This is a genomic window from Bacteroides sp. BFG-637 (assembly GCF_024793605.1).
Taxonomy (GTDB): Bacteria; Bacteroidota; Bacteroidia; order Bacteroidales; family Bacteroidaceae; genus Bacteroides; species Bacteroides vicugnae.
This window is the reverse complement of record NZ_JANUPD010000002.1, coordinates 6466134-6486383: the sequence shown is the minus strand read 5'-3', so window position 1 is coordinate 6486383 and position 20250 is coordinate 6466134. Positions and strand designations below refer to the sequence as shown.

Here is a 20250-nt window from a genome sequence, read left to right as displayed (position 1 = left end):
AGCTGCGAAAATGAAAAACATAATAAAGTTAGCGTATGTCGTACTCTGTACATTAGTCGTTTCATGCAGTAGTTTCCTGGATGAGAAACCGCAATCGGATTTTATGCAGGAAGGTACCGGAACGGAAGATCAGGAGTCTAAATATGGAAGTCTGGCAGATGCACAGGCCGAGTTGCAGGGTGCGTATGAGAGTTTTAAAGCAGATATATTCCAGTCGGAAAATTATACCATTGGAGATGTGCAGTCCGATAATTGTTATATCGGCGGAGACGGTGTGGCCGAACAGGAGTTTGATTTGTTGAAACTGACCTCTACCAATTATAAAGTAGAACTGGTCTGGTCGCAGTATTATTCGATGGCCGGTACCGCCACCAGTGTGATTGAAAATACGAAGATGATGGACCCTGCCTCTACCGTAGCAGAAGAACGTAATCGTGTCATTGCAGAAGCCAAGTTCTTGCGAGCATGGGCGTATTTTGATATTGTCCGTTTATGGGGTGATGCTCCGATGGTGCTGGATTTGATTCCAACCATTACAGCCGAAAATCTCGATAAATGGTATCCGGTGATGTATCCGGAACGTTCTGCGGCAGATAAGATATATGACCAGATTCTGGACGACCTGAATGAAGAAAATACCATTCGTTACCTGGTAAGCAAGAATAAAGGTATTTTCCAGGCAACCAAGGGAGCAGCCTATGCTTTACGTGCCAAAGTGCTCGCAACGAGAGGGGAGAAATCAACACGCGACTATACCAAAGTGGTTGAGGCTTGCGACAAAGTAATAGCAGAAGGCTATACGCTGGTCGGCAATTTTGACGAGTTGTGGCAACCCGACAAGAAATTTTCTTCAGAAAGCATCTTCGAAGTCTATTACACCTCCGATGCTCCGAATTGGGCTTACTGGGTATTGCTGAAAGAAGATGACGGATCAGTAACCTGGCGACGTTATTGTACGCCTACTCATGATCTGGTTGCTAAATTCGATAAAGAGAAAGATACCCGTTATGCATCCAGTATTCTTTGGAAATCGGTGCCTTATGATACCTATTGGCCAGCAGACAGTTACCCGTTGTCTTATAAAATTCGCGAGAAGACTTCCAATATCATTTTGATGCGGTTGGCAGATATACTGCTGTTGAAAGCCGAAGCATTGGTAGAGTTGGACCGCACCCCGGAAGCCATCCGGATTGTGAACAGCATTAGAGAACGTGCCGGTTTTGCCCCTTCTTCTTTAGATGAAAATATGGGGCAGGCCAGAGGACGCCTGGCGGTAGAGAACGAACGCCAATTAGAACTGTATATGGAAGGTCAGCGCTGGTTCGACTTGGTGCGTAATAATCGTTTGTTGGAAGTGATGCAGAAACATAAAGACAAAGACGGCAGATTGCTGTTTGCAGGTTTGCAGGCTTTCCGGCAGTTGTGGCCGATTCCTCAAGGAGAGAAAGATAAGAACACCAATCTGACTCAAAATGAAGGCTATTAATGAAAAGAGGAACGTAAAACTTTAAAAGAAAAAATGATGAAACACAATAATCTGTTTTTATGGCTGCTGGGGCTGACTGTTTGTTGGCTGGCTTCATGCAGCGAAGAAGAGGGCCGGGTGACGTATCCATATTCGTGTCCCGAAATATCGGAATTGCAATTCTCGACTACCGATCAGACACCTGCTGCCGATTCCCTTTACTTTTCTGTGAAGATTCACGACCCGCAGACTCCTTTGTCTACGCTGGAAGTGAAATTGATGACAGGTGAGATTTTGGTCAGTTCGCAGTCGATCCGTACGAAAGGCACTGATGTCTCGATTGTTGAAAAAGGGATTTATATCCCGTTTGAAGCCGGGCTTGAAGAGAATCAGGAAGCGAAGGTGATCTTGACAGCCATCAATGTGGAAGGTAGTGAAGTCACTCAAACATTTGATTTCCATATAACCCGTCCGCAGATTCCCGAAGTGCTTTATCTTCACTATAACGGCGAGGTGGTAGAAATGAACCGGAGTGAGGACAATCCTTACCTGTACCTCACGGAAGTTTCCGATTCGGAAGAGGGTTATCCGATGGAACTATCCGGAAAGATCTCTACCGCAGCGTCATTGGATGATGCAAAACTGATTTGGGGAGCTGCCGAAGCAAGCAATACGGCAGTCCTTATTGAAGCGTCGGGACCTAGCTTTGCTTTTGATTACCGGGATTGGTTTGTCGAACAGATCACTTTCAATGTGCTGACTTTTGAACTGGGAGTAGTCGGCTACCAAAAGAACCTGAAAATTAAAGAAACCGAGTTGATAGCCAGTGAGGGATTTTTCCGTGCACAGATTAGCTTTACGCAGGGTGAAGAGTTCGAAATGAGTGGATTTGAAGATGTGGAACACGCTTACAACCGCGACTTCTTTAGTTATAATCCGGATAATGGCAAGTTTACCTTCCTGCGCAAATCGGGAATTTGGGAGATCTATTATTCTTCTAAATACAATTATATCTGGGTGGCACGGATGGGTGATACGGCTCCCACTTGCTTCTGGCTGGTAGGACACGGATTTACTTGTGCACCTGTCTGGAATGAGGCATATAATAGTGGCGGCTGGAATTTGGAAGATATATCACAGTTAGGATATATTGTGCCAATCGGTGAACAGAAGTACCAGACCACCGTGTATTTGAGTAACACTCATGAATGGGAATCCTTCGAAATCGAAATTTACAGCGATTTGCAATGGAATAAAAATCAAGGTATGCTGCTGCAAGAAGGTTCATTGTCCGGCGACACGGATGGAATCGAACTGTCTGCTTCCAATGGAATAACAAGTGGAAACGGTTTCGTTCCCGGTTATTATCGCCTGACTTTCGATGCTTCGCAAGGAGTGGGCAAAGAAACTTTGCACATCGAACGATTGAGTGATTAATGCCTAAAAGAATGATATATAGAAAACAGGAAAGCCTATGAGAAATATGCTATATGCAATATGGGGAAGTCTGTACCTTCTGCTGGTCATTTCCGGTTGTAAATCGACTGACGGGGCGAAAGCCCCCGTGTCATTGACCTGGGAGATGGGAGCTGTGGAAGTACAACCCGGCTACTATGAGAATTCATTTGTCCTGAAGAACATATCGGATGCTCCTTTAGGAAAGGATTGGATCATCTATTATTCGCAGCTACCTCGTGAGATTCTGCAGGAAGAGTCTGCTTTGGTCAAAGTGGAAGTGGTGAATGCGAACTTCTTCCGGATGTATCCGGCAGAAAATTTCCAACCATTGGCTCCGGGAGATTCGCTGACCGTGACATTCTGTTGTACCAACGGATTGAAAAAGCTGTCACATGCTCCTGAAGGCACTTACTGGGTGAGCCAGTCAGGCGGCAAGCAAGGTACTCCCTTGCCTGTCGGACTGACCATCCGGCCGCTGCAAGGAATGGAGACAGAAGACTGGTATCCCGCGCCGGATAAGGTATACGCTTCGAATTTGGCGTTGGAGACTACAGCCCAGTTGCAGCAAACTGATATTTTCCCGTCAGTGAAAGAAGCGTTTCCGGCTACCGGCAAAGAGGGTTTTATTATAGAAAATAAAGTAAAACTGACTTTCCATCCCGATTTTGCCAACGAAGCAGGATTATTGAAAGAAAAGCTGGCAACCATCCACGGTCTGGAAGTCGTTTCCGAAGCACCGGTAACGGTTCATCTGGATTATTTGCCGGAACGGGGAACAGCAGTGAACGATGAATATTATCGGATTGATACGGGAAACGGGCTGATAAATATTTCAGCTTCCACTTCACATGGCATTTTCAATGGGACGCAAACCTTGCTCTCCCTGTTGAAAGGTCAGGAAAAGCCGTTTCGCTTGGAAGCCCTCTCCATCCGTGATTATCCCGACTTGCCGTATCGCGGGCAAATGCTGGATATTGCCAGGAACTTTACGACTGTTGAACATCTGAAAAAGCTGGTAGATGTAATATCTTCTTATAAACTGAACGTACTGCATTTCCATTTTTCGGATGACGAAGGCTGGCGTCTGGAGATTCCCGGCCTGGAAGAATTGACCTCGGTCGGCGCACGCCGGGGACATACCACGGATGAACTGGAATGTTTATATCCGGGCTACGATGGCAACTATGATCCGTCTGCAGCTACCTCCGGCAACGGATATTACACCCGTGAAGAATTTATCGATTTACTGCGTTATGCAGCTCAAAGGCATGTACGTGTGATTCCGGAGATTGAGTCTCCGGGTCATGCCCGTGCAGCAATCGTGTCCATGAAAGCGCGCTATCATAAATTTATGAATACTGCCCCCGAAAAGGCCGACGAATATTTATTAAGTGACGTACAAGACACTTCCCGCTATGTTTCCGCGCAGTCTTATACGGATAATGTCATGAATGTAGCATTGCCTTCTACATACCGGTTTATGGAAAAAGTGGTTCGTGAGTTGATAGCCATGTATGAGGAAGCGGAGGTACCTTTGACTACGATTCATTTAGGTGGTGATGAAGTACCCGAAGGAGCCTGGATGGGTTCTCCTGTCTGCCGGGCGTTTATGGATGAACACGGGATGACAAGTGCCCACGAACTGTCTGAATACTATATTACGAAGATGGCAGACTATCTGCAACAACATCATTTGCAATTTAGCGGCTGGCAGGAAGTAGCGTTGGGACATCCGGAAACAACCGATCGGCATTTGAATCAACTTGCAGCAGGAGTGTATTGTTGGAATACGGTTCCTGAATGGGAAGCGGATGAAATACCTTACCAGATAGCCAACAAAGGATATCCGGTGATTCTCTGCAACGTGAACAATTTCTATCTGGATTTGGCCTATGACGCTCATCCTGACGAAAGAGGTCTCTCGTGGGCGGGATATGTCGACGAGTCCAAAGGTTTTTCCATGCTTCCATATAGCATTTATCGTTCTTCACGTACCGATATGGCAGGCAATCCGGTCGATCCGGACATCGCAGGAAAGGGAAAAACGACTTTGACCGCTTTCGGAAAGGAACATATCCAGGGAGTGCAGGCACAATTATTTGCTGAAACCATCCGTGATTTTGAAGGGGTGGAATATTACACCTTCCCTAAAATCCTCGGATTGGTGGAACGCGGTTGGAACGCTTTTCCCGCCTGGAGCACTTTGGCAGGAGAGAAAGAACGTCAGGCTTACAATAAAGAACTGGGCCTGTTCTACTCCAAAGTGAGTGAGAAAGAAATGCCTCACTGGGCGTCCCGAAGTATCAATTTCCGTTTACCTCATCCCGGACTTTGCATCAAAGAAGGGCAACTCCACGCCAGTACCCCTATCCGGGGAGGCGAAATACGCTATACGACCGATGGCACGGAACCGACCCTTCATTCGGAACTTTGGAAAGCTCCCGTAGCCTGTGATGCTTCCGTTGTGAAAGCGAAACTGTTTTATTTAAATAAAGAGAGTGTGACAAGCACTCTCAAAGTAGATTAATCCACAAAAGTAGATAAGTTATGAACTATGATAAAATAAAAAGAACCGGAATATTATTCTTGTTGGGAATAGGTGCGATCACATCGTTGTCGTGCAATGATAATGATAACGGCGGCTATCCGGAGCGAGTGCCCACCCGCCTGTCAGTGATGCCTTTGCCGGAAAGAGTCGATTATAAAGAATCGGTTGTCTCTCTTCCGCAGAATGTGACTGTCAGCCAGAACATTCCGGCTTCTACGTCTCAACTGCTGAAATCCACCCTGGAAGAGAAACTTTCTCTTTCCGTCAGTGATGCCTCCAACGATCGTGCCTTTATCCGTGTGAAACAGGAATCGGATCTGGCAAAAGAGGCTTACCGGCTCACTGTTACCAAAGAGGGAGCCTGCATTTATTATTCAACGGAAACCGGACTTCTCTGGGGAATCCAGACATTGAGACAGGCGCTCGAACAAGCAAACTTCTTCACTTCCGGAAGTGCTAAATATCTTCCGATGGTCGATATAAAAGATGCTCCCAAATATGATTGGCGCGGATTTCATATCGATGTAGTCCGCCACATGTTTACGGTTGATTATCTGAAAAAGGTGATAGACTGTTTGTCGTTCTACAAGATAAACAAGCTCCACTTGCATCTGACAGACGATCAGGGCTGGCGCATTGAAGTGAAAAAATACCCGTTGCTGACGCAGGAAGGCAGCTGGCGCGACTTCGACGAATACGACAAGAGATGCGTAGAACTTTCCCAACAGGATTATAACTATGAGATAGATCCCCGTTTCGTGAGAAATGGTTCTCAATATGGTGGTCATTATACGCAGGAAGAGATGAAAGGTTTGGTAAGTTATGCGTTGGAAAGAGGTATCGATATTGTCCCTGAAATTGACATGCCAGGTCATTTCTCGGCGGCTATCAAAGTCTATCCCGAGTTGTCGTGCACGGGAGAAGCCGGATGGGGAGAAGAATTCTCTTATCCTATCTGTCCCTCTCGTCCGGAGAACTATCAGTTTGTGCAGTCCATCATTGATGAGATGGTCGAGATTTTCCCTTCGGAATATTTCCATATCGGAGCAGATGAAGTGGAGAAAGATAACTGGGAACAGTGTGAAGTCTGTCAGCGATTGATGCAGCAGGAAGGTTATCAGAAAGTGGATGAACTGCAAAACCGTTTTGTGAAGATCATGACGAGCTATGTGAAGGGTAAAGGCAAGAAAGTGATGGGATGGGACGATGCTTTTCTTGAAAAAGAACCGCAGGATTTGATTTATACGTATTGGCGTGACTGGCTGCCCGATCAGCCGGGAAAGATTACCCAGAAAGGTTATCCGATTATATTCATGGAATGGTCCCGTTTCTATTTGAGCGCAACGCCTTCGGACGAAGGATTAAGCTCTTTGTATAACTTCGAGTTCGAACCCCAGTTTCCCGGCATCGTGAAGCAAAATGTATTAGGCTTCCAAGCTTGTGTATGGACGGAGATGATTCCTAATGAGCGGAAGTTTGGTCAGCACGTGTTTCCCTCTCTTCAAGCATTTTCGGAGTTGGCGTGGGGAAGTAGCCGTAATTGGATTGACTTTACCAATCGCCTGAAATGGCATGTTAAATGGTTGAATGCAAATGGATTCTATTTCACCAAACCGGGATTTCTTTAATCCCGGTACATTAAGAACAATATGAAATCAGAACGTTTACTTTCATTAGATGTACTTCGGGGAATCACCATTGTCGGAATGATTTTGGTAAACAACCCCGGAACATGGGAATCCATTTACGTACCCTTGCGACATGCCGAATGGAACGGACTGACTCCGACAGATTTGGTTTTCCCGTTCTTCATGTTTATAATGGGCGTTTCCATGAGCTTTGCCTTATCCCGATTCGATCATCATTTCAGCCGTAGTTTCATCACCAAACTGGTACGGCGCACGGTGATCTTGTTTTTGTTGGGGCTTTTTCTGTCCTGGTTCTCGTTGGTGTGCGCAGGGGTAGAACAACCTTTTTCGCACATACGCATTCTGGGAGTGTTGCAGCGGTTGGCATTGGCTTATTTCTTTGGTTCCTTGCTGATTGTGGGTGTTCGGCGTCCGGCAAATCTGGCATGGATCTCCGGGATCATTCTGGCAGGCTATTCCATCTTGCTGGCTTTGGGACACGGATTTGAACTTTCCGAACAGAATATTATTGCCGTTACAGACCGCACCTTATTCGGAGAAGCCCATTTGTATCGGGAGTGGTTGCCGAACGGCGGGCGTATCTTTTTTGATCCGGAAGGCCTGTTGAGTACCTTGCCGTGCATTGCGCAAGTGATTATCGGTTATTTCTGCGGAAATATTTTGCGGGACAAGACTGAAATCCATCACCGGCTGTTGCAGATCTCCATACTGGGTATTGCTCTTTTGTTTGCAGGATGGTTGTTGAGTTACGGCTGCCCGTTGAATAAGAAAGTATGGAGTCCGACTTTTGTTCTGGTGACTTGTGGCTTTGCCTCTTTGTTTCTTGTGTTTCTCACTTGGCTGATTGATATTCGTAAAAAGCAGAAATGGGGATATCCTTTCCATGTTTTTGGTACGAATCCATTGTTTATTTATATAGTGGCCGGTGTGTTAGCTACTTTGTTGGAGGTAATTACGGTTGGGGAGAGTAGCTTGCAGGAGAAGATTTACACTTTCATTTGGAGCGTTCTTCCCGATGCTCATCTGGCCTCTCTGATTTACGGCCTTCTGTTTATCGGATTCAATTATCTAATTGTATGGGTGCTGTACAAAAAGCAAATTTTTATAAAGATATAAGAGGTCGGTGACAGGTTTGAAAAAGTAGAGTTTATGCCGGATAGCTACGACAGTTTGTTTTCTTAGCCGGATGGCATAAACTCTATTGATATCTTTTTGCTCATAAAGTGAAAAGAAATTTAATTAATAGTAGAAGTTAGAATTTTCTGTAGTGAAAATAGGATTATCAACTTTGCACTGCTACACTCCAACTATGGAAATCATCCATTTTGTTCTTGTAACAAATGTCCTTTTGATAATATCTTGGTTTCATCTTGATACCTGTTTTCTATTCGAATAAGGGCAATGATGTACTCGGATTGTCGGAAATATTTACAACATTCAGGTCGGAGATGTACTTGTTCTGATGAATTCAACCGAAGCTTTTAATGGATAAAATGGAAGTACATAATAGTCTCTTTTTAGCTAGGTATTTCTTTCTTTTTTAAAATTTAACTTTTTATTATTTATTTGTATTTCAGTGTTTTAACGCTTGTGTGTGCACTTGCTTATAACCAATATCCCCCTTGCCTGAATCATCGTTTTTTTGTATATTTATTGCCGGATTAATACGTAAACAATAAATGTATTGTATATGGAGAATATAAAAAAAATGGTACATGCACTGCTGGAAACAACCGGTAGTCATGCTCCCTTGTTGCAGCAGATTAATGAGGCGTTATTAAAGGATTATCAACTCAACATCAGTAGTGGGTTGCAGATTCTGCCCAAAGAAGTTGAAATCTACTATGTGAACCGGAAAGCAAAGCATCCTTATGTTGATTCGAATATGCACTGCATGCTTGATCCGAAAACAGATGCGGAAATATGGCAGATGCAATCCGGACGTTTCGGACAACTTTATTTTCATCGGAAAGGGTTGGGAGGAGTAGATGTGTGCTTGTCGGATAGCGATCATTTTGCTTTGTGTTGTACCATTAAAGCCGCTGAAATCAATGGCGAAGAGTGTTGGAGTCCGTTGAAAGTGCGTAATGTCATTCTTGAAAAAATCTGTGCGGAAGAAGGAATGTTGCCGGATGTACAGAACAAACAGAAGATAATGGACCGGATGAATGAGAAGAGGTCACTTTCCGTCCTTGCACCCCGCGAATATCCGATTACGGGGTATGTATATCATTTGCACCGCAGAGGACTGCGCCGGAGAGACCGGAATGTGTTGTTGCCTTTGCGCTCATTTGTCGATCTGTGGAATAAAAAACTGCTTATGGGTAATGTACAGAAACTAAATCTCTATATGAACGCTCATCCGCAGGCGAATATTCTGGAAGTGTTGCGTGAACACAACTTCCGTTATATTCCATTTGAAGTAAAGATACGGTATAACATGGATCGTAAGGTGAAGCTATACGACTAAATAAGAAAAATTGTTCTGAAAAGCTCCTTTTTTGTTCTGATTAAGCCTATAAGTAAATAAAAGAAAACCGATACCTTTGCAGTCGAATTTTAATCAATAGTGTATGACTGCAATAATAAATAAGGAGAACTCAAAGGTGTTTTTGCTGATTTTACTCGGTATGTTGTCAGCGTTCGGACCTTTTGTAACGGATATGTATTTGCCTAGTCTGCCAGCAATGGCAGACTATTTTTCTACCCACTCGTCGATGGTGCAACTGGGGCTTACCACCAGCATGATAGGGCTGGCATTGGGACAAATCTTTTTCGGACCATTGAGTGATAAATATGGCAGGCGTCCGTTGTTGCTCGTCTCGATGATACTGTTCATCGTGTCTACGGTATTCTGTCTTTTTGCGCCGGACATTTATTCGTTTATCACATTGAGGTTGATACAGGGAATCGGAGGGGCAGGAGGTATTGTCATATCCCGTTCGGTGGCTACGGATAAGTTTTCGGGGAAGGAACTGGCCAAGATGCTGGCCGTGATCGGTGCGATTAATGGAGTGGCTCCTGTGGCAGCTCCGGTAGTCGGAGGGTTGGTGACCGGGACGATCGGATGGAAAGGGATTTTTGTGATATTGCTGTTTATTGGCGTACTGCTGTGGATAGGCTGCATCCGTTTTAAAGAATCACTTCCCGTAGAGAAACGCTCGAAGACGGGAATCGTTTCTACTTTCCGTAACTTCGGTGCAATCGTTCATAACCCCCGTTACATGCTCTATGTTCTGCAACTGGCGTTTGCACAAGGCATCCTCTTTGCTTACATAGCTTCCTCACCTTTTATTGTGCAACAACATTACGGATTTTCCCCCTTTGCATTTAGTATCTGCTTCGCGGTGAATGCGGTAGCTATCGGGGTGGCAGCAGCTATCTCCGTGAAATTCCGCCAACCTGAAACTGGGACGCTGACCGGATGCATCGGTATGTTGTGCCTGTCCGTCTGTGTGATGATTGCCTTGTATAACGGATGCGGCTTCTGGACCTATGAACTGCTGATGTTTGCATTACTTTTCACAATGGGACTGACCTTTACTTCCTCCACTACCTTGGCGATGGATAGCGAACGCCGTTACGCCGGAGCAGCTTCCGCCCTGTTGGGAGCACTCTGTTTTGCTTCCGGAGGTATTGTTTCTCCGTTGGTCGGCTTGGGAAATATCCTTGTATCTACCGGAGTTACATTTGTGGTCTGCGCCATCTGTTCCCTGCTTTGTGCACTATGGGCGATGAGGAAAGTACCGATGAAAGTAGCAATGTACCGGATTTTCCGTTAAAGTGAGATTGTTTCAAAAATAAAAGTCATGAGGAAGTTAAAGCTTAAACTCCCTCATGACTTTTATAATTTACTACCAGTATAATTATAATTACTACCAGTATAAACAGACCGTAATAAAACTAGAGTTTTATCTCTTCTGTAAATATTTCCCCGAAACGGTTCTTAACTACCACCTTGACAGATTTTGCATCTTTGGAAGGCTGTGCACGGAAAAGATGGCGTGTGTGATAACCCGTTTTCTTTCCCTTTACCATATTGATATAATCCTGATCCTCATCGTCAAAAGCTTGCATTGCACCTTTCAACACTCCATCCTCGTACCAGTTTACCGTATACGTCCAGTCCCAATCCCAGATATTGGCTACCACGTAGTCTTTTTGGCTTTCAAACTCTCCCGGTTGGTAAAGCCGGAACTGATAGTCGGGAGAACACCCCGTTGCTTTGTAACGCCATTTCACATCATCACCTTTCACTTGTACCACCAGATAACCGTTCGGTGCTCCGCAACGATTCACGTGTCCTGCCCACCATGCGCCGCAGGCGGCTCCGATATTATGTTCGTAAATGGTAGGGGCGGGCAACTGATTTTCATAAAAGTGCGTGTGTCCGGAGAAAATATGTACTTGGTAAGGCCTCAACAGTTGGAAAAGCGCATTGGCGTTGCGCGCATTTCCCCCGCAGATACCGTGTTATTAGCTACCGGAGCGTGAACGTTCAGGAACACGATATTTCCTTTGGGCACATAACTTAAATCCTTTCTCAACCAGTCCAAATCTTCCGGCGTGAAGCGTTCCGTGTATTTCTTGTTGCCGTCGTAGTCAATATCTTTCATTGCTATCACATGAACTTTACCGATATTGAATGAATAGTTGGCCGGGCCGAATGACTGATAATAATTCTGTTCCCCATAACCATCTGCCGGATGATCCGTCTGCGTCATGGATTTGTAGAGCAGGTTGAAGTCGTGGTTTCCCATCAGTTGGAACATCGTCATTCCCAAATTGGATACCGCTTGACGGTAAGGAGTGTACAGGTTCATGGCATCCCACACCAGATCCCCCAGTCCCATGCCGATGATTTCGAAGTTCTTTAGTGAGTCGGCAGTCTGTTTCAGGTCGGGCACTGTTTCCGTGCGGAAGCGGTCCAGTTGCTTTTCGTTTCTCACTTGCGGGTCGGAAATGGCGATGTAGACAAATTCATCCACCGGCTTCTGTCGTTTAGTTAGTACGAAGTCACATTGGTTCTCGCTTTTCCCGGCATCCAGATATTGATAGAAACCATCGGCTACCCCCCTCTTTGGAAGGAAGCTCATACGCTGCCGGAGTGGAGATATAAACCATCGGATAACGTGCCGGGTCAGTGTTCAGAACATAATTTCCTTGCGCATCAGTCGTTTTGAAATGTGCTCCGTCCGTCACCACTACACCGCTGACGGGTTTACCTGTATTATCTTTCACACTACCTTTCACCACCGTCTGACCAAAGGCGGCAACAGCGTTCAGCTGGAAAAGCAAGACCGCTGCAAACAGCGTATTTCTAAAATTGATCTTTTTCATTGCTTATAACTTTCTTAAAGTAACCTGATTGAATAATGCGATAATTTCTTCCGGTTCATTTGCCGACTTGAGAGCCTCTTCAAAAGACTTGCTGTTATCATCGAAACACATCACATTGGCGCAATCCAGGATATGACCCATATTGAATGTAGCAACTTCCCGGCTCACCTCTTCTTTCTTCAATGCCTTCTTATAATATTTATTCACCTTATTGACTGCCTTGTAAATAGAAGGCTTCAAAATTTCGACTGAAGAATCTGTAAATCCGATTGTTACATCATACTCGTGCGTATAATTTTGGATGAAAGTATTCCATTTTCCGGTAATGTCACTCCCCAAATAATGTTCCGCTTCAAACACCGGTTTGGTAGCCGGGATTTCTCCATACACGTCGAATATAAACGCTGCTTTCGGCTTTTTGCCTACGGGAGTAGCTTCTTTTTCATTGCTTGAAACATTGTCTTTTCCGGAGATATTCTCGTTCATGGCGAGCTCTCCTTTCTGCGCCATTGCTGCCATCGTTATAACTAACACAACAGCCATACTGATTATTCTTTTCATATTCATTGAATTTTAAAGATTGATTGAAATGATGATTATTGCCGCAATCTTGGTGACCGACACATTCATTTATTGCTGCCACATCAGCCGAATATGGAAGTCATCGCCTCCCATGTTCGCTTTAGCCGCCTGATAATTCTTCAGGTTAGTACGCTGCAGAGCAGACGGATATTTAAAGCGTTTCGGCATTTTGTTATTAGCATTTGCGATGCCGGGTCCCACAGGTAACACAGGAAAACCGGTACGGTTATATTCAAACCACTGCTGATAATCGCAAAAGAACAGTGCGACAAACTTCTGGTTCATGATTCGTTCCAGCGTATCATCATAAGCAGCTTCCGGATTTTCAAAATAATGGTCAGGCATTTTCTGTCCCCACTGTTCGATAGCCGCCTGCACTCCCTTCTGATAAGCCTCTTTGGCAGCGTTGCTTCCTCCGTCGATCACTCCTTTTTTCAGTAATTCCGCTTTGATGAATTCCACTTCGGCATAAGGCATCATGGCAAGTTTCATAGGCGCCTTCGCCATTTCCTGATTCAGCCCCGAAGCTGTGGTTGAAGGCAACGTCTGATAACCGCTGGGCAAACCCACATAATCTTTAGTCTGGTCGGGGAGAGTGACCTGTGTTGCATACACCTGCAGACGAGGATCGTTCCAACCTTTCAGCAGATTGACAAAGAACTCGGAAATCTGAACATAAGAAGTGAAATCCTGCGGACGGGTGAGCGGAGCTTCCTCCGGATAAGTTCCGCTGATGGCAAGCAGGGCGGCATCATCGTTCGATTCGAATACCGGATAAGTGGCGGGATCGGTCAGCATGGTACGCAGTTCCTGTTTCGCGTTGAATTCCGGCACGTCGATCACCCGCAGCAGTGCACGCAGACGGAGTGAGTTGCAGAACTTCTTCCATTTCAGAATACCGGTTGCATCTCCTTTGGACGTCTTGTACAACATTTCGCCCGATTGGTTGTAGATCAACCCGTTAGCTTTGTCGAATAATTCGTTGGCAGTCTTCAGATTATCGATAATCTGTTGGTACACCTGCTGCTGGGTGTCGAACTTCGGTGCGAGTATTCCCTTGTCGGCGGAGCAGGCTTCGCTCATCGGAATATCACCGAAGGCATCCGTTAGAATCTGGTATAGCCAACATTGTAAAGTCAGCGATATAGCATCGTAGTTGGGTTGTTTGGAGGCTTCCGGCAATTTTCCGGTGAGGCGCATCATCTCTTTGGCGTTGTTGATCCATTTATAATAAGTAGTCCATGTGCCGTCTCCTTCGCTGTCCGTCATATACCACCATCCCACACCGTTGGTGCTGCTGGTAGATACGGCACATTGCATCAGGTCGTAGGTATAGCTGTTGTAGCGTTTCCAGTTGTAGACCGATGTTTCGTATAAAATCGGGTTGAGCAGAGTGCCGGGATTCACCTCATCCATGCGGGTGGGGTCTGTATTGAGTTCGTCGAAGCTGGTGCAGGAAGTCGTGCAGAGAGCTCCGCACAAAGTCATTCCCCATACTATATTTTTGAAAAGTTTACAGGTTTTCATAAGTCAGTGTTTAAAAAGATACGTTAATATTCAGTCCGAAAGTGCGTGCCGTAGGCAGTGAGCCCGTCTCCACACCGGTCACCATCGAACTTCCGTTGAGGGCGGCAGATTCGGGGTCGAACAGAGGATAGTCGGTGATACAGAATAGGTTGCGTGCGTAGAGTGCCACCGATGCTTTGCTGAACGGTGTTTTCTTCAGTGTACTGTTCGGCAACTTGTACTCCAGTCTCATTTCGCGCAGCTTGAGGAATGAAGTGTCGAACGTGTTAGTTTCCACATTTGCCATCCGGTAGTATTCCTTATAATAACTTTCCACGGTCACCACTTTGGTGTTTGGCGAGTAAGTTCCGTCATCGTTCTTCACCGTTCCCGGGGCAATCATGTACATCCCGTCTTGTGGTGAAAGTCCGGCGGCAGCGATGCGCGGGTCGTCTTTCGACATATAAAATTCCGTTCCCGGCAGACGTCCGTTCAGGGTATGTTGCAGTTTTCCCTGTTCCGTCATTTTGTGGTGCGAGTGCGAGTACATTTTACCTCCCACCTGTCCGTCGAGCAGGACGCTAAGCGTGAAGTTCTTGTAAGAAAATTCGTTGTACAGTCCGGCTTTCCATTTCGGATAGGCCGTGCCGACGTATTCGATCTCTCCCGAACGTTCGGGCAATCCGTTGTCGTTGATGACCACATTTCCTTCCGGGTCGCGTACCAGTTTATATCCCCAGAGGTCGCCCGTGGTTCCACCCACACGTCCGATGATAGATACACTACCGATACTGCTGATTAACTGGTTCTCATCCGCCTCTTCCGCCAGTGAGAGAATCCGGTTCTCGTTCTTAGACCAAGTGAAAGTAGCGTTCCAGCGGAAATCCCTGCTGACTACCGGAGTAACGTCCAACTGGATTTCGTAACCGCGGTTGCGGACGCATCCCGAATTGATGGTAGCTTTGCTGTAACCTGTGGTCGGGTCCATCGGAGCATCCAGAATCTGGTTTTTGGTGCGGTTATAGTAGAACGTGAAATCGAGTCCGATGCGGTTGTGAAACATACGGAAGTCGAATCCCGTTTCGTAATTAGTCGAAATCTCCGGTTTGAAATCCTGATTATAGAGCGTAGAAGATACGATGGCCGATCCGGGAAAATCGCTTGTGCCATAATAGGGCGATGTCTTGTAAGGGTCTGTGTCGTTGCCGACCTGTGCCAGCGAACCTCTCACTTTCAACAGACTGATCTGTTCCGGCAACGTGAACCACTCGTTCATCACTGCACTGACGCTGACCGACGGATAGAAGAAAGAACGGTTGCTTTTCGGCAGGGTAGACGACCAGTCATTGCGCCCGGTGACATCGAGAAACAGTTTATCCTTATACGAGAAATTGGCCGTGAAATAAAGACTGTTCAACGCTTTCTTTTTGATAACCGTCTGCACGTTCGGGTTGGAAACGCCGTTTGCCAGTTTGTATACTCCCGGCGTAATCAATCCTACCACCGAGGCAGCCAACATATCGTAGCTTTGTTGCATCATGTTTCCACCTGCCGAAGCGTTGACACGCAATCCGTTGGCGAATGAATCATGGTAAGTAAATAAAGCATCGCTGTTTAATTCATAATCGAACACATTCTGCTTCTTGAAAAATCCGTTTCCGAAAACCACATCACTGATAGGACGATGCTGTTCGCGTTGGTCTGCTGACAACTGGATACCGGACCGGATCATGAAATCGAATTTACTGTTGATGCGCAGATTGGCAGAAACGGATGATACATTACTGTGTTTCTCCGAAGGATTTTCAGATTCGTACAGAATGACATACGGGTTTCCGATAAATGAGCTGTACGGTTGGAGCTGTTTCACATTTTCCTGTCCGGTACGCCACATCGGACGCAACCAGTCGAGGTTGACATTCGGATTCTGGAAGATAAGGAAGTAGGAGATAGAATTACTGTTATATCCCAGTGCAGGCGTGTTGTTGAGCTTGCGGTACGTATAACTCGACTTGAAATTAATGCGCAGTGCCCTCGAAATCTGCTGTTGGGCGGAAATCATGGCGGTGATACGCTGGAAACCTGTATTGGGGAGAATCCATTCGTTCTTGGTGTGGGTGATGGACGCCCGCACGCTGCCCCGGTCGGATTTTCCGGTCAAGGCTACCGAGTTGGTCAGGGTATATCCCGTTTGGAACAAATCTTTGCGGTTGTTTTTGTACGCTACCCAGGGAGTGGCTACAGAAGCACGATCCTGTGTCACAGGGTCATATTGGTAGAACAACCTGTTGGCGTCGAAGCGTGCTCCGTAGGCGCTACTGGTTCCGCTGGTGCTTGCGTAACTGCCGTCTTCCGCTTTCCCGTAAGAGTAATAGGGCTGGCCTTCGTAGATAGAACCTGCCGGACCGATATTACTCGGCAATCCCTGTCCGAATTCATACTGGTAATCGGGCCATCTCATCACATCGTCAATACTGAAATTACCGCTGTAAGACACACCGATACCTTTGGGTGCACCCGCTCCCGATTTGGTAGTCACCATAATCACACCATTGGCTGCACGCGTACCGTACAAGGCTGTCGCACTGGCTCCTTTTAATACTTGGATGCTTTCGATATCATCCGGATTGATGTCGGAGAATCCGTTACCATAGTCCACGGAAAGTTCGCTGTTTGAACCTGCACCGTAGGCAACACCCGGATTGGTCATCGGACTACTCATCGGTACACCGTCCACTACCACCAATGCGTCGTTTCCGTTCTGGTTCAGCGAGACGTCCCCCCGCAGCGAGATACGGCTCGAATTGAGCGGGCCACCGGAAGAGATAACACTCAATCCGGCTACCTTACCGTTCAGTGCCGTCGACCAGTTGGTGGGCAGGGCGCTCGTAATCATATCCCCTTTCACGGTTTCCGTGGCATATCCCAATCCTTTTTCTTCACGTTTAATCCCCAAGGCAGTCACCACCACATCATTCAGTTGTTGCGACTCTTCTGCCAGTTTAACATTCATCGTGTTGCCTGCATAGTTCTTCTGTAGCGTTTTATATCCTACATAACTGAATACAAGCAAATCCTTTTGAGTCAATGTTTTTTTAGTCTTCAGGGAGTAGTTTCCATCGATGTCGGTCACCGTGCCGTCTGTCGAATTTTTCACAGCTACGGTAGCCCCGATTAACGGTTCTCCATCTTCACTCGTTATTTTTCCTTTCACTGTTGTCTGTGCGTATACAGAGCCACAGCACAAGAGCCCAATCGACAGAGAAAGCAGCCATTTGTTTCTTTTCATAATCTTTTACCTTGCTTCTTTTAATTTATTAAATGCAATAAAGTTATTCACACCAGTGTTTTGTTTCACGGTGCAAAGGAATACAAGGCAGATTAAGATAGTATTACAGATCTGTTAACAATCTGTGTTGTGTCGTAAACACTAATTAAAGAATCCGAGTTTGATGATATAAGAGGATGTTGCGGGAGATTATTACATGGAATACTTACTCTGATATTCCTTCGGCGACATCCCCTCGTGCCGCTTGAAGTACCTCCCCAAATACGACTGGTCGGGAAAACCAAGTTGGTCGGCTATCTCCTGAATGGTCAGTTCGGTGGATTGGAGCAATACTTTGATTTCGAGGATGGCAAAGTCGTCAATAATCTTTTTGGCGGAGTCGCGCGTCACGCTTTTGCAGATACCTGTCAGGTATTTGGTGGAGATGCACAGTTTGTTGGCATAGAAAGTCACTTCTCGTTGAGAAATGCAGTTTTCGTGTACCAGTGCGATGAAATTCTTGAAGATTTCATCCTGCCGGCTTCCTCCTTCAATTTCCTGACGGTCGAAGTGGCGGTAGCACTTATCATAGATATTCAGCATAAACGATTGGAGGTGATTTTTGGCAATCTGGTTACGGAAGCGGTTTTCACGGTCGTTGTATATGACCATTGCGGCATGTATCAAGCTGTTGATGGCTCCGGTATTTTCTTCCGGTAGTTTATAGCATGGTTTTTCTTTCATGAACCGGAAGAAAATCGGTTCGAACCGCAGGCAGGCTTCGCGAAACATTTCTTTGGGAAATCCGAAGAAAGAAGCAGTGAAATCGCTGCTGCTGCCGTTGATACGGATAATCGTTCCCGGCAAAAGCACGATTTGAGTATTTTCTACTATTTCATAGTCCTTCAAGTCGATCGTGACATGGGCCCACCCGCTTCTGCAAAAATAGATGGCACCCCCTTCCAGTTTCCACAGGCGATGCATAATTGGCGACAGGTTTTCGTCCATTCCGGCAACGAACGGTTCACGGAGGATGGCTAGGTTAGAGTTTTTTTGTTCCATTGTTCTTCCTATTTTGGGTACAAAAATAGGACTTTTTCACTAAATATCGGTTTTAATGTTCCAAAAATGAACAAAACTGAATACACTATGTCCAGTTTTCAATGAAGAAAACAGTCTACCTTTGCCGCGTTCAAAAATATTTAATAGGTAACAGAAAATGAGTAAAAAGGTATGTAAAGTGAAGCAAGGGCTATTGTTGCTCTGCTGTGTGGTAGTTGCTACGGGCTGTAAACAAGCTCCTCCGGCACAAATGGAAACAGAATACGAAGTGATGACCGTTTCTCCGGTCGACCGGATGATTTCGAGCACCTACTCGGCGACCATCCGCGGACGTCAGGATATTGATATTTATCCCCAGGTAAGTGGTACGCTGACTAAAGTCTGCGTGACGGAAGGCCAGCGCGTAAAGAACGGACAGACATTGTTCATCATCGACCAAGTGCCGTATGAAGCTGCTTTGCAGACGGCAGTGGCAAACGTTGAATCAGCCAAAGCCTCTCTGGCTACGGCGCAACTGACGTATGACAGTAAAGAGGAACTGTATAAAGAGAATGTAGTTTCCTCTTTCGATTTGAGTACGGCAAAAAACTCCCTGTTGGCTGCCAAAGCACAGTTGGCACAGGCCAAGGCGCAGGAAGTGAGCGCCCGCAATAATCTTTCTTATACGGTTGTGAAAAGTCCGGCCGACGGAGTGGTAGGCACGTTGCCTTACCGTGTAGGAGCTTTGGTAAGTTCCGCTCTTGCCCAGCCGTTGACTACCGTTTCCGACAATTCGGATATGTACGTCTGCTTCTCCATGACGGAAAACCAATTACTGGGACTGATCCGTCAATATGGTTCTAAAGAGGAAGCACTGAAAAATATGCCTGCTATCGACCTGCAACTGAATGATAAATCAGCCTATTCCGAACGGGGACAGATTGAATCTATCAGTGGAGTGATCGACCGTTCGACGGGTACGGTCAGCCTACGTGCAGTTTTCCCGAACAAGGAAGGGTTATTGCATAGCGGTGGTGCGGGGAACGTGATTGTTCCTGTTCAAAAAACAGGTGCACTGACCATTCCACAGGCTGCCACTTTCGAAATACAAGATAAGAGATATGTGTATAAAGTAGTGGACGGCAAGGCGCAATCGAGTCAGGTACAAGTGACCCGCATCAATGGCGGCCGTGAATTTATTGTAGATGAAGGGTTGGCGCCGGGAGATGTGATTGTAGCAGAAGGAGTAGGTTTACTTCGTGAAGGCACTCCTATCAAGGCAAAGACGGCATCATCAGCTTCGGCAGCACAAACTTCGGTAGCACAGGCAGATGCAGCACAAGCAGACCAGGCTTCATCATCTCCGGTAACTACTACTGAAAATTAAACCAAG

At 46.1% G+C, this 20250-nt stretch carries 12 protein-coding genes and 1 pseudogene; 8 read left to right on the top strand and 5 right to left on the bottom strand.

The features are described from left to right. Positions 1 to 10 precede the first annotated feature (10 nt). The 7 genes from NXX38_RS25665 to NXX38_RS25635 all read left to right on the top strand — a co-directional run bounded on the left by NXX38_RS25665 (position 11) and on the right by NXX38_RS25635 (position 10902). Positions 11 to 1486 carry a RagB/SusD family nutrient uptake outer membrane protein gene (locus NXX38_RS25665; protein ID WP_074707851.1) on the top strand — a complete coding sequence of 492 codons (1476 nt, stop codon included), beginning with the start codon at positions 11 to 13 and terminating at the stop codon, positions 1484 to 1486. A gap of 33 nt (positions 1487 to 1519) precedes the next feature. Continuing rightward, positions 1520 to 2902: a DUF5016 domain-containing protein gene (locus NXX38_RS25660; protein WP_258981625.1), complete on the top strand. Its 1383-nt coding sequence runs from the start codon at positions 1520 to 1522 to the stop codon at positions 2900 to 2902. Between the two features lie 37 nt (positions 2903 to 2939). Further along, a complete protein-coding gene (locus NXX38_RS25655; RefSeq protein WP_258981623.1) occupies positions 2940 to 5450 on the top strand; it encodes a family 20 glycosylhydrolase in 2511 nt (836 codons plus the stop codon). 20 nt (positions 5451 to 5470) lie between these two features. Then, complete coding sequence (locus NXX38_RS25650; protein WP_074707859.1) at positions 5471 to 7099, top strand: beta-N-acetylhexosaminidase; 1629 nt, start codon at positions 5471 to 5473, stop codon at positions 7097 to 7099. Positions 7100 to 7120: 21 nt separating this feature from the next. Next, positions 7121 to 8236, top strand: a complete 1116-nt coding sequence (locus tag NXX38_RS25645; RefSeq protein WP_148365086.1) for an acyltransferase family protein — start codon at positions 7121 to 7123, stop codon at positions 8234 to 8236. Positions 8237 to 8810: 574 nt separating this feature from the next. After that, positions 8811 to 9590, top strand: a complete 780-nt coding sequence (locus tag NXX38_RS25640) for a hypothetical protein (protein WP_195650033.1) — start codon at positions 8811 to 8813, stop codon at positions 9588 to 9590. Between the two features lie 103 nt (positions 9591 to 9693). After that, the gene (locus tag NXX38_RS25635; protein WP_195650034.1) at positions 9694 to 10902 is read left to right on the top strand and encodes a multidrug effflux MFS transporter; all 1209 of its coding nucleotides are present in this window, start codon (positions 9694 to 9696) and stop codon (positions 10900 to 10902) included. 121 nt (positions 10903 to 11023) lie between these two features. On the opposite strand, the pseudogene NXX38_RS25630 reads toward NXX38_RS25635, so the two are convergent. From NXX38_RS25630 to NXX38_RS25610, 5 genes and pseudogenes are all read right to left on the bottom strand, one after another. Next, a pseudogene (locus NXX38_RS25630) lies at positions 11024 to 12460 on the bottom strand (calcineurin-like phosphoesterase C-terminal domain-containing protein). Between the two features lie 3 nt (positions 12461 to 12463). Further along, positions 12464 to 13021, bottom strand: coding sequence for a hypothetical protein (locus NXX38_RS25625; RefSeq protein ID WP_217721659.1), 558 nt, complete (start codon positions 13019 to 13021; stop codon positions 12464 to 12466). Between the two features lie 69 nt (positions 13022 to 13090). Beyond that, positions 13091 to 14569, bottom strand: coding sequence for a SusD/RagB family nutrient-binding outer membrane lipoprotein (locus NXX38_RS25620; protein WP_217721658.1), 1479 nt, complete (start codon positions 14567 to 14569; stop codon positions 13091 to 13093). 10 nt (positions 14570 to 14579) lie between these two features. Next, positions 14580 to 17837 (bottom strand): SusC/RagA family TonB-linked outer membrane protein, encoded by a 3258-nt coding sequence (locus NXX38_RS25615; protein WP_258981619.1) that lies wholly within the window; start codon positions 17835 to 17837, stop codon positions 14580 to 14582. 192 nt (positions 17838 to 18029) lie between these two features. Beyond that, a complete protein-coding gene (locus NXX38_RS25610) occupies positions 18030 to 18878 on the bottom strand; it encodes an AraC family transcriptional regulator (protein WP_148365078.1) in 849 nt (282 codons plus the stop codon). Between the two features lie 157 nt (positions 18879 to 19035). Here NXX38_RS25610 and NXX38_RS25605 point away from each other — a divergent pair, with 157 nt between their 5' ends. Then, entirely contained in the window at positions 19036 to 20244 is a 1209-nt protein-coding gene (locus NXX38_RS25605) for an efflux RND transporter periplasmic adaptor subunit (RefSeq protein WP_258981616.1), read from the top strand. Positions 20245 to 20250: the final 6 nt, after the last annotated feature.

What these genes read in the sequence shown, in the direction of transcription:
- NXX38_RS25660 (WP_258981625.1), top strand. Translation starts at nt 1,520, where the DNA reads ATGATGAAACACAATAATCTGTTTTTATGGCTGCTGGGGCTGACTGTT.
- NXX38_RS25625 (WP_217721659.1), bottom strand. Translation starts at nt 13,021, where the DNA reads ATGAAAAGAATAATCAGTATGGCTGTTGTGTTAGTTATAACGATGGCA.
- NXX38_RS25605 (WP_258981616.1), top strand. Translation starts at nt 19,036, where the DNA reads ATGAGTAAAAAGGTATGTAAAGTGAAGCAAGGGCTATTGTTGCTCTGC.
- NXX38_RS25615 (WP_258981619.1), bottom strand. Translation starts at nt 17,837, where the DNA reads ATGAAAAGAAACAAATGGCTGCTTTCTCTGTCGATTGGGCTCTTGTGC.
- NXX38_RS25610 (WP_148365078.1), bottom strand. Translation starts at nt 18,878, where the DNA reads ATGGAACAAAAAAACTCTAACCTAGCCATCCTCCGTGAACCGTTCGTT.
- NXX38_RS25640 (WP_195650033.1), top strand. Translation starts at nt 8,811, where the DNA reads ATGGAGAATATAAAAAAAATGGTACATGCACTGCTGGAAACAACCGGT.
- NXX38_RS25645 (WP_148365086.1), top strand. Translation starts at nt 7,121, where the DNA reads ATGAAATCAGAACGTTTACTTTCATTAGATGTACTTCGGGGAATCACC.
- NXX38_RS25665 (WP_074707851.1), top strand. Translation starts at nt 11, where the DNA reads ATGAAAAACATAATAAAGTTAGCGTATGTCGTACTCTGTACATTAGTC.
- NXX38_RS25620 (WP_217721658.1), bottom strand. Translation starts at nt 14,569, where the DNA reads ATGAAAACCTGTAAACTTTTCAAAAATATAGTATGGGGAATGACTTTG.
- NXX38_RS25635 (WP_195650034.1), top strand. Translation starts at nt 9,694, where the DNA reads ATGACTGCAATAATAAATAAGGAGAACTCAAAGGTGTTTTTGCTGATT.
- NXX38_RS25650 (WP_074707859.1), top strand. Translation starts at nt 5,471, where the DNA reads ATGAACTATGATAAAATAAAAAGAACCGGAATATTATTCTTGTTGGGA.
- NXX38_RS25655 (WP_258981623.1), top strand. Translation starts at nt 2,940, where the DNA reads ATGAGAAATATGCTATATGCAATATGGGGAAGTCTGTACCTTCTGCTG.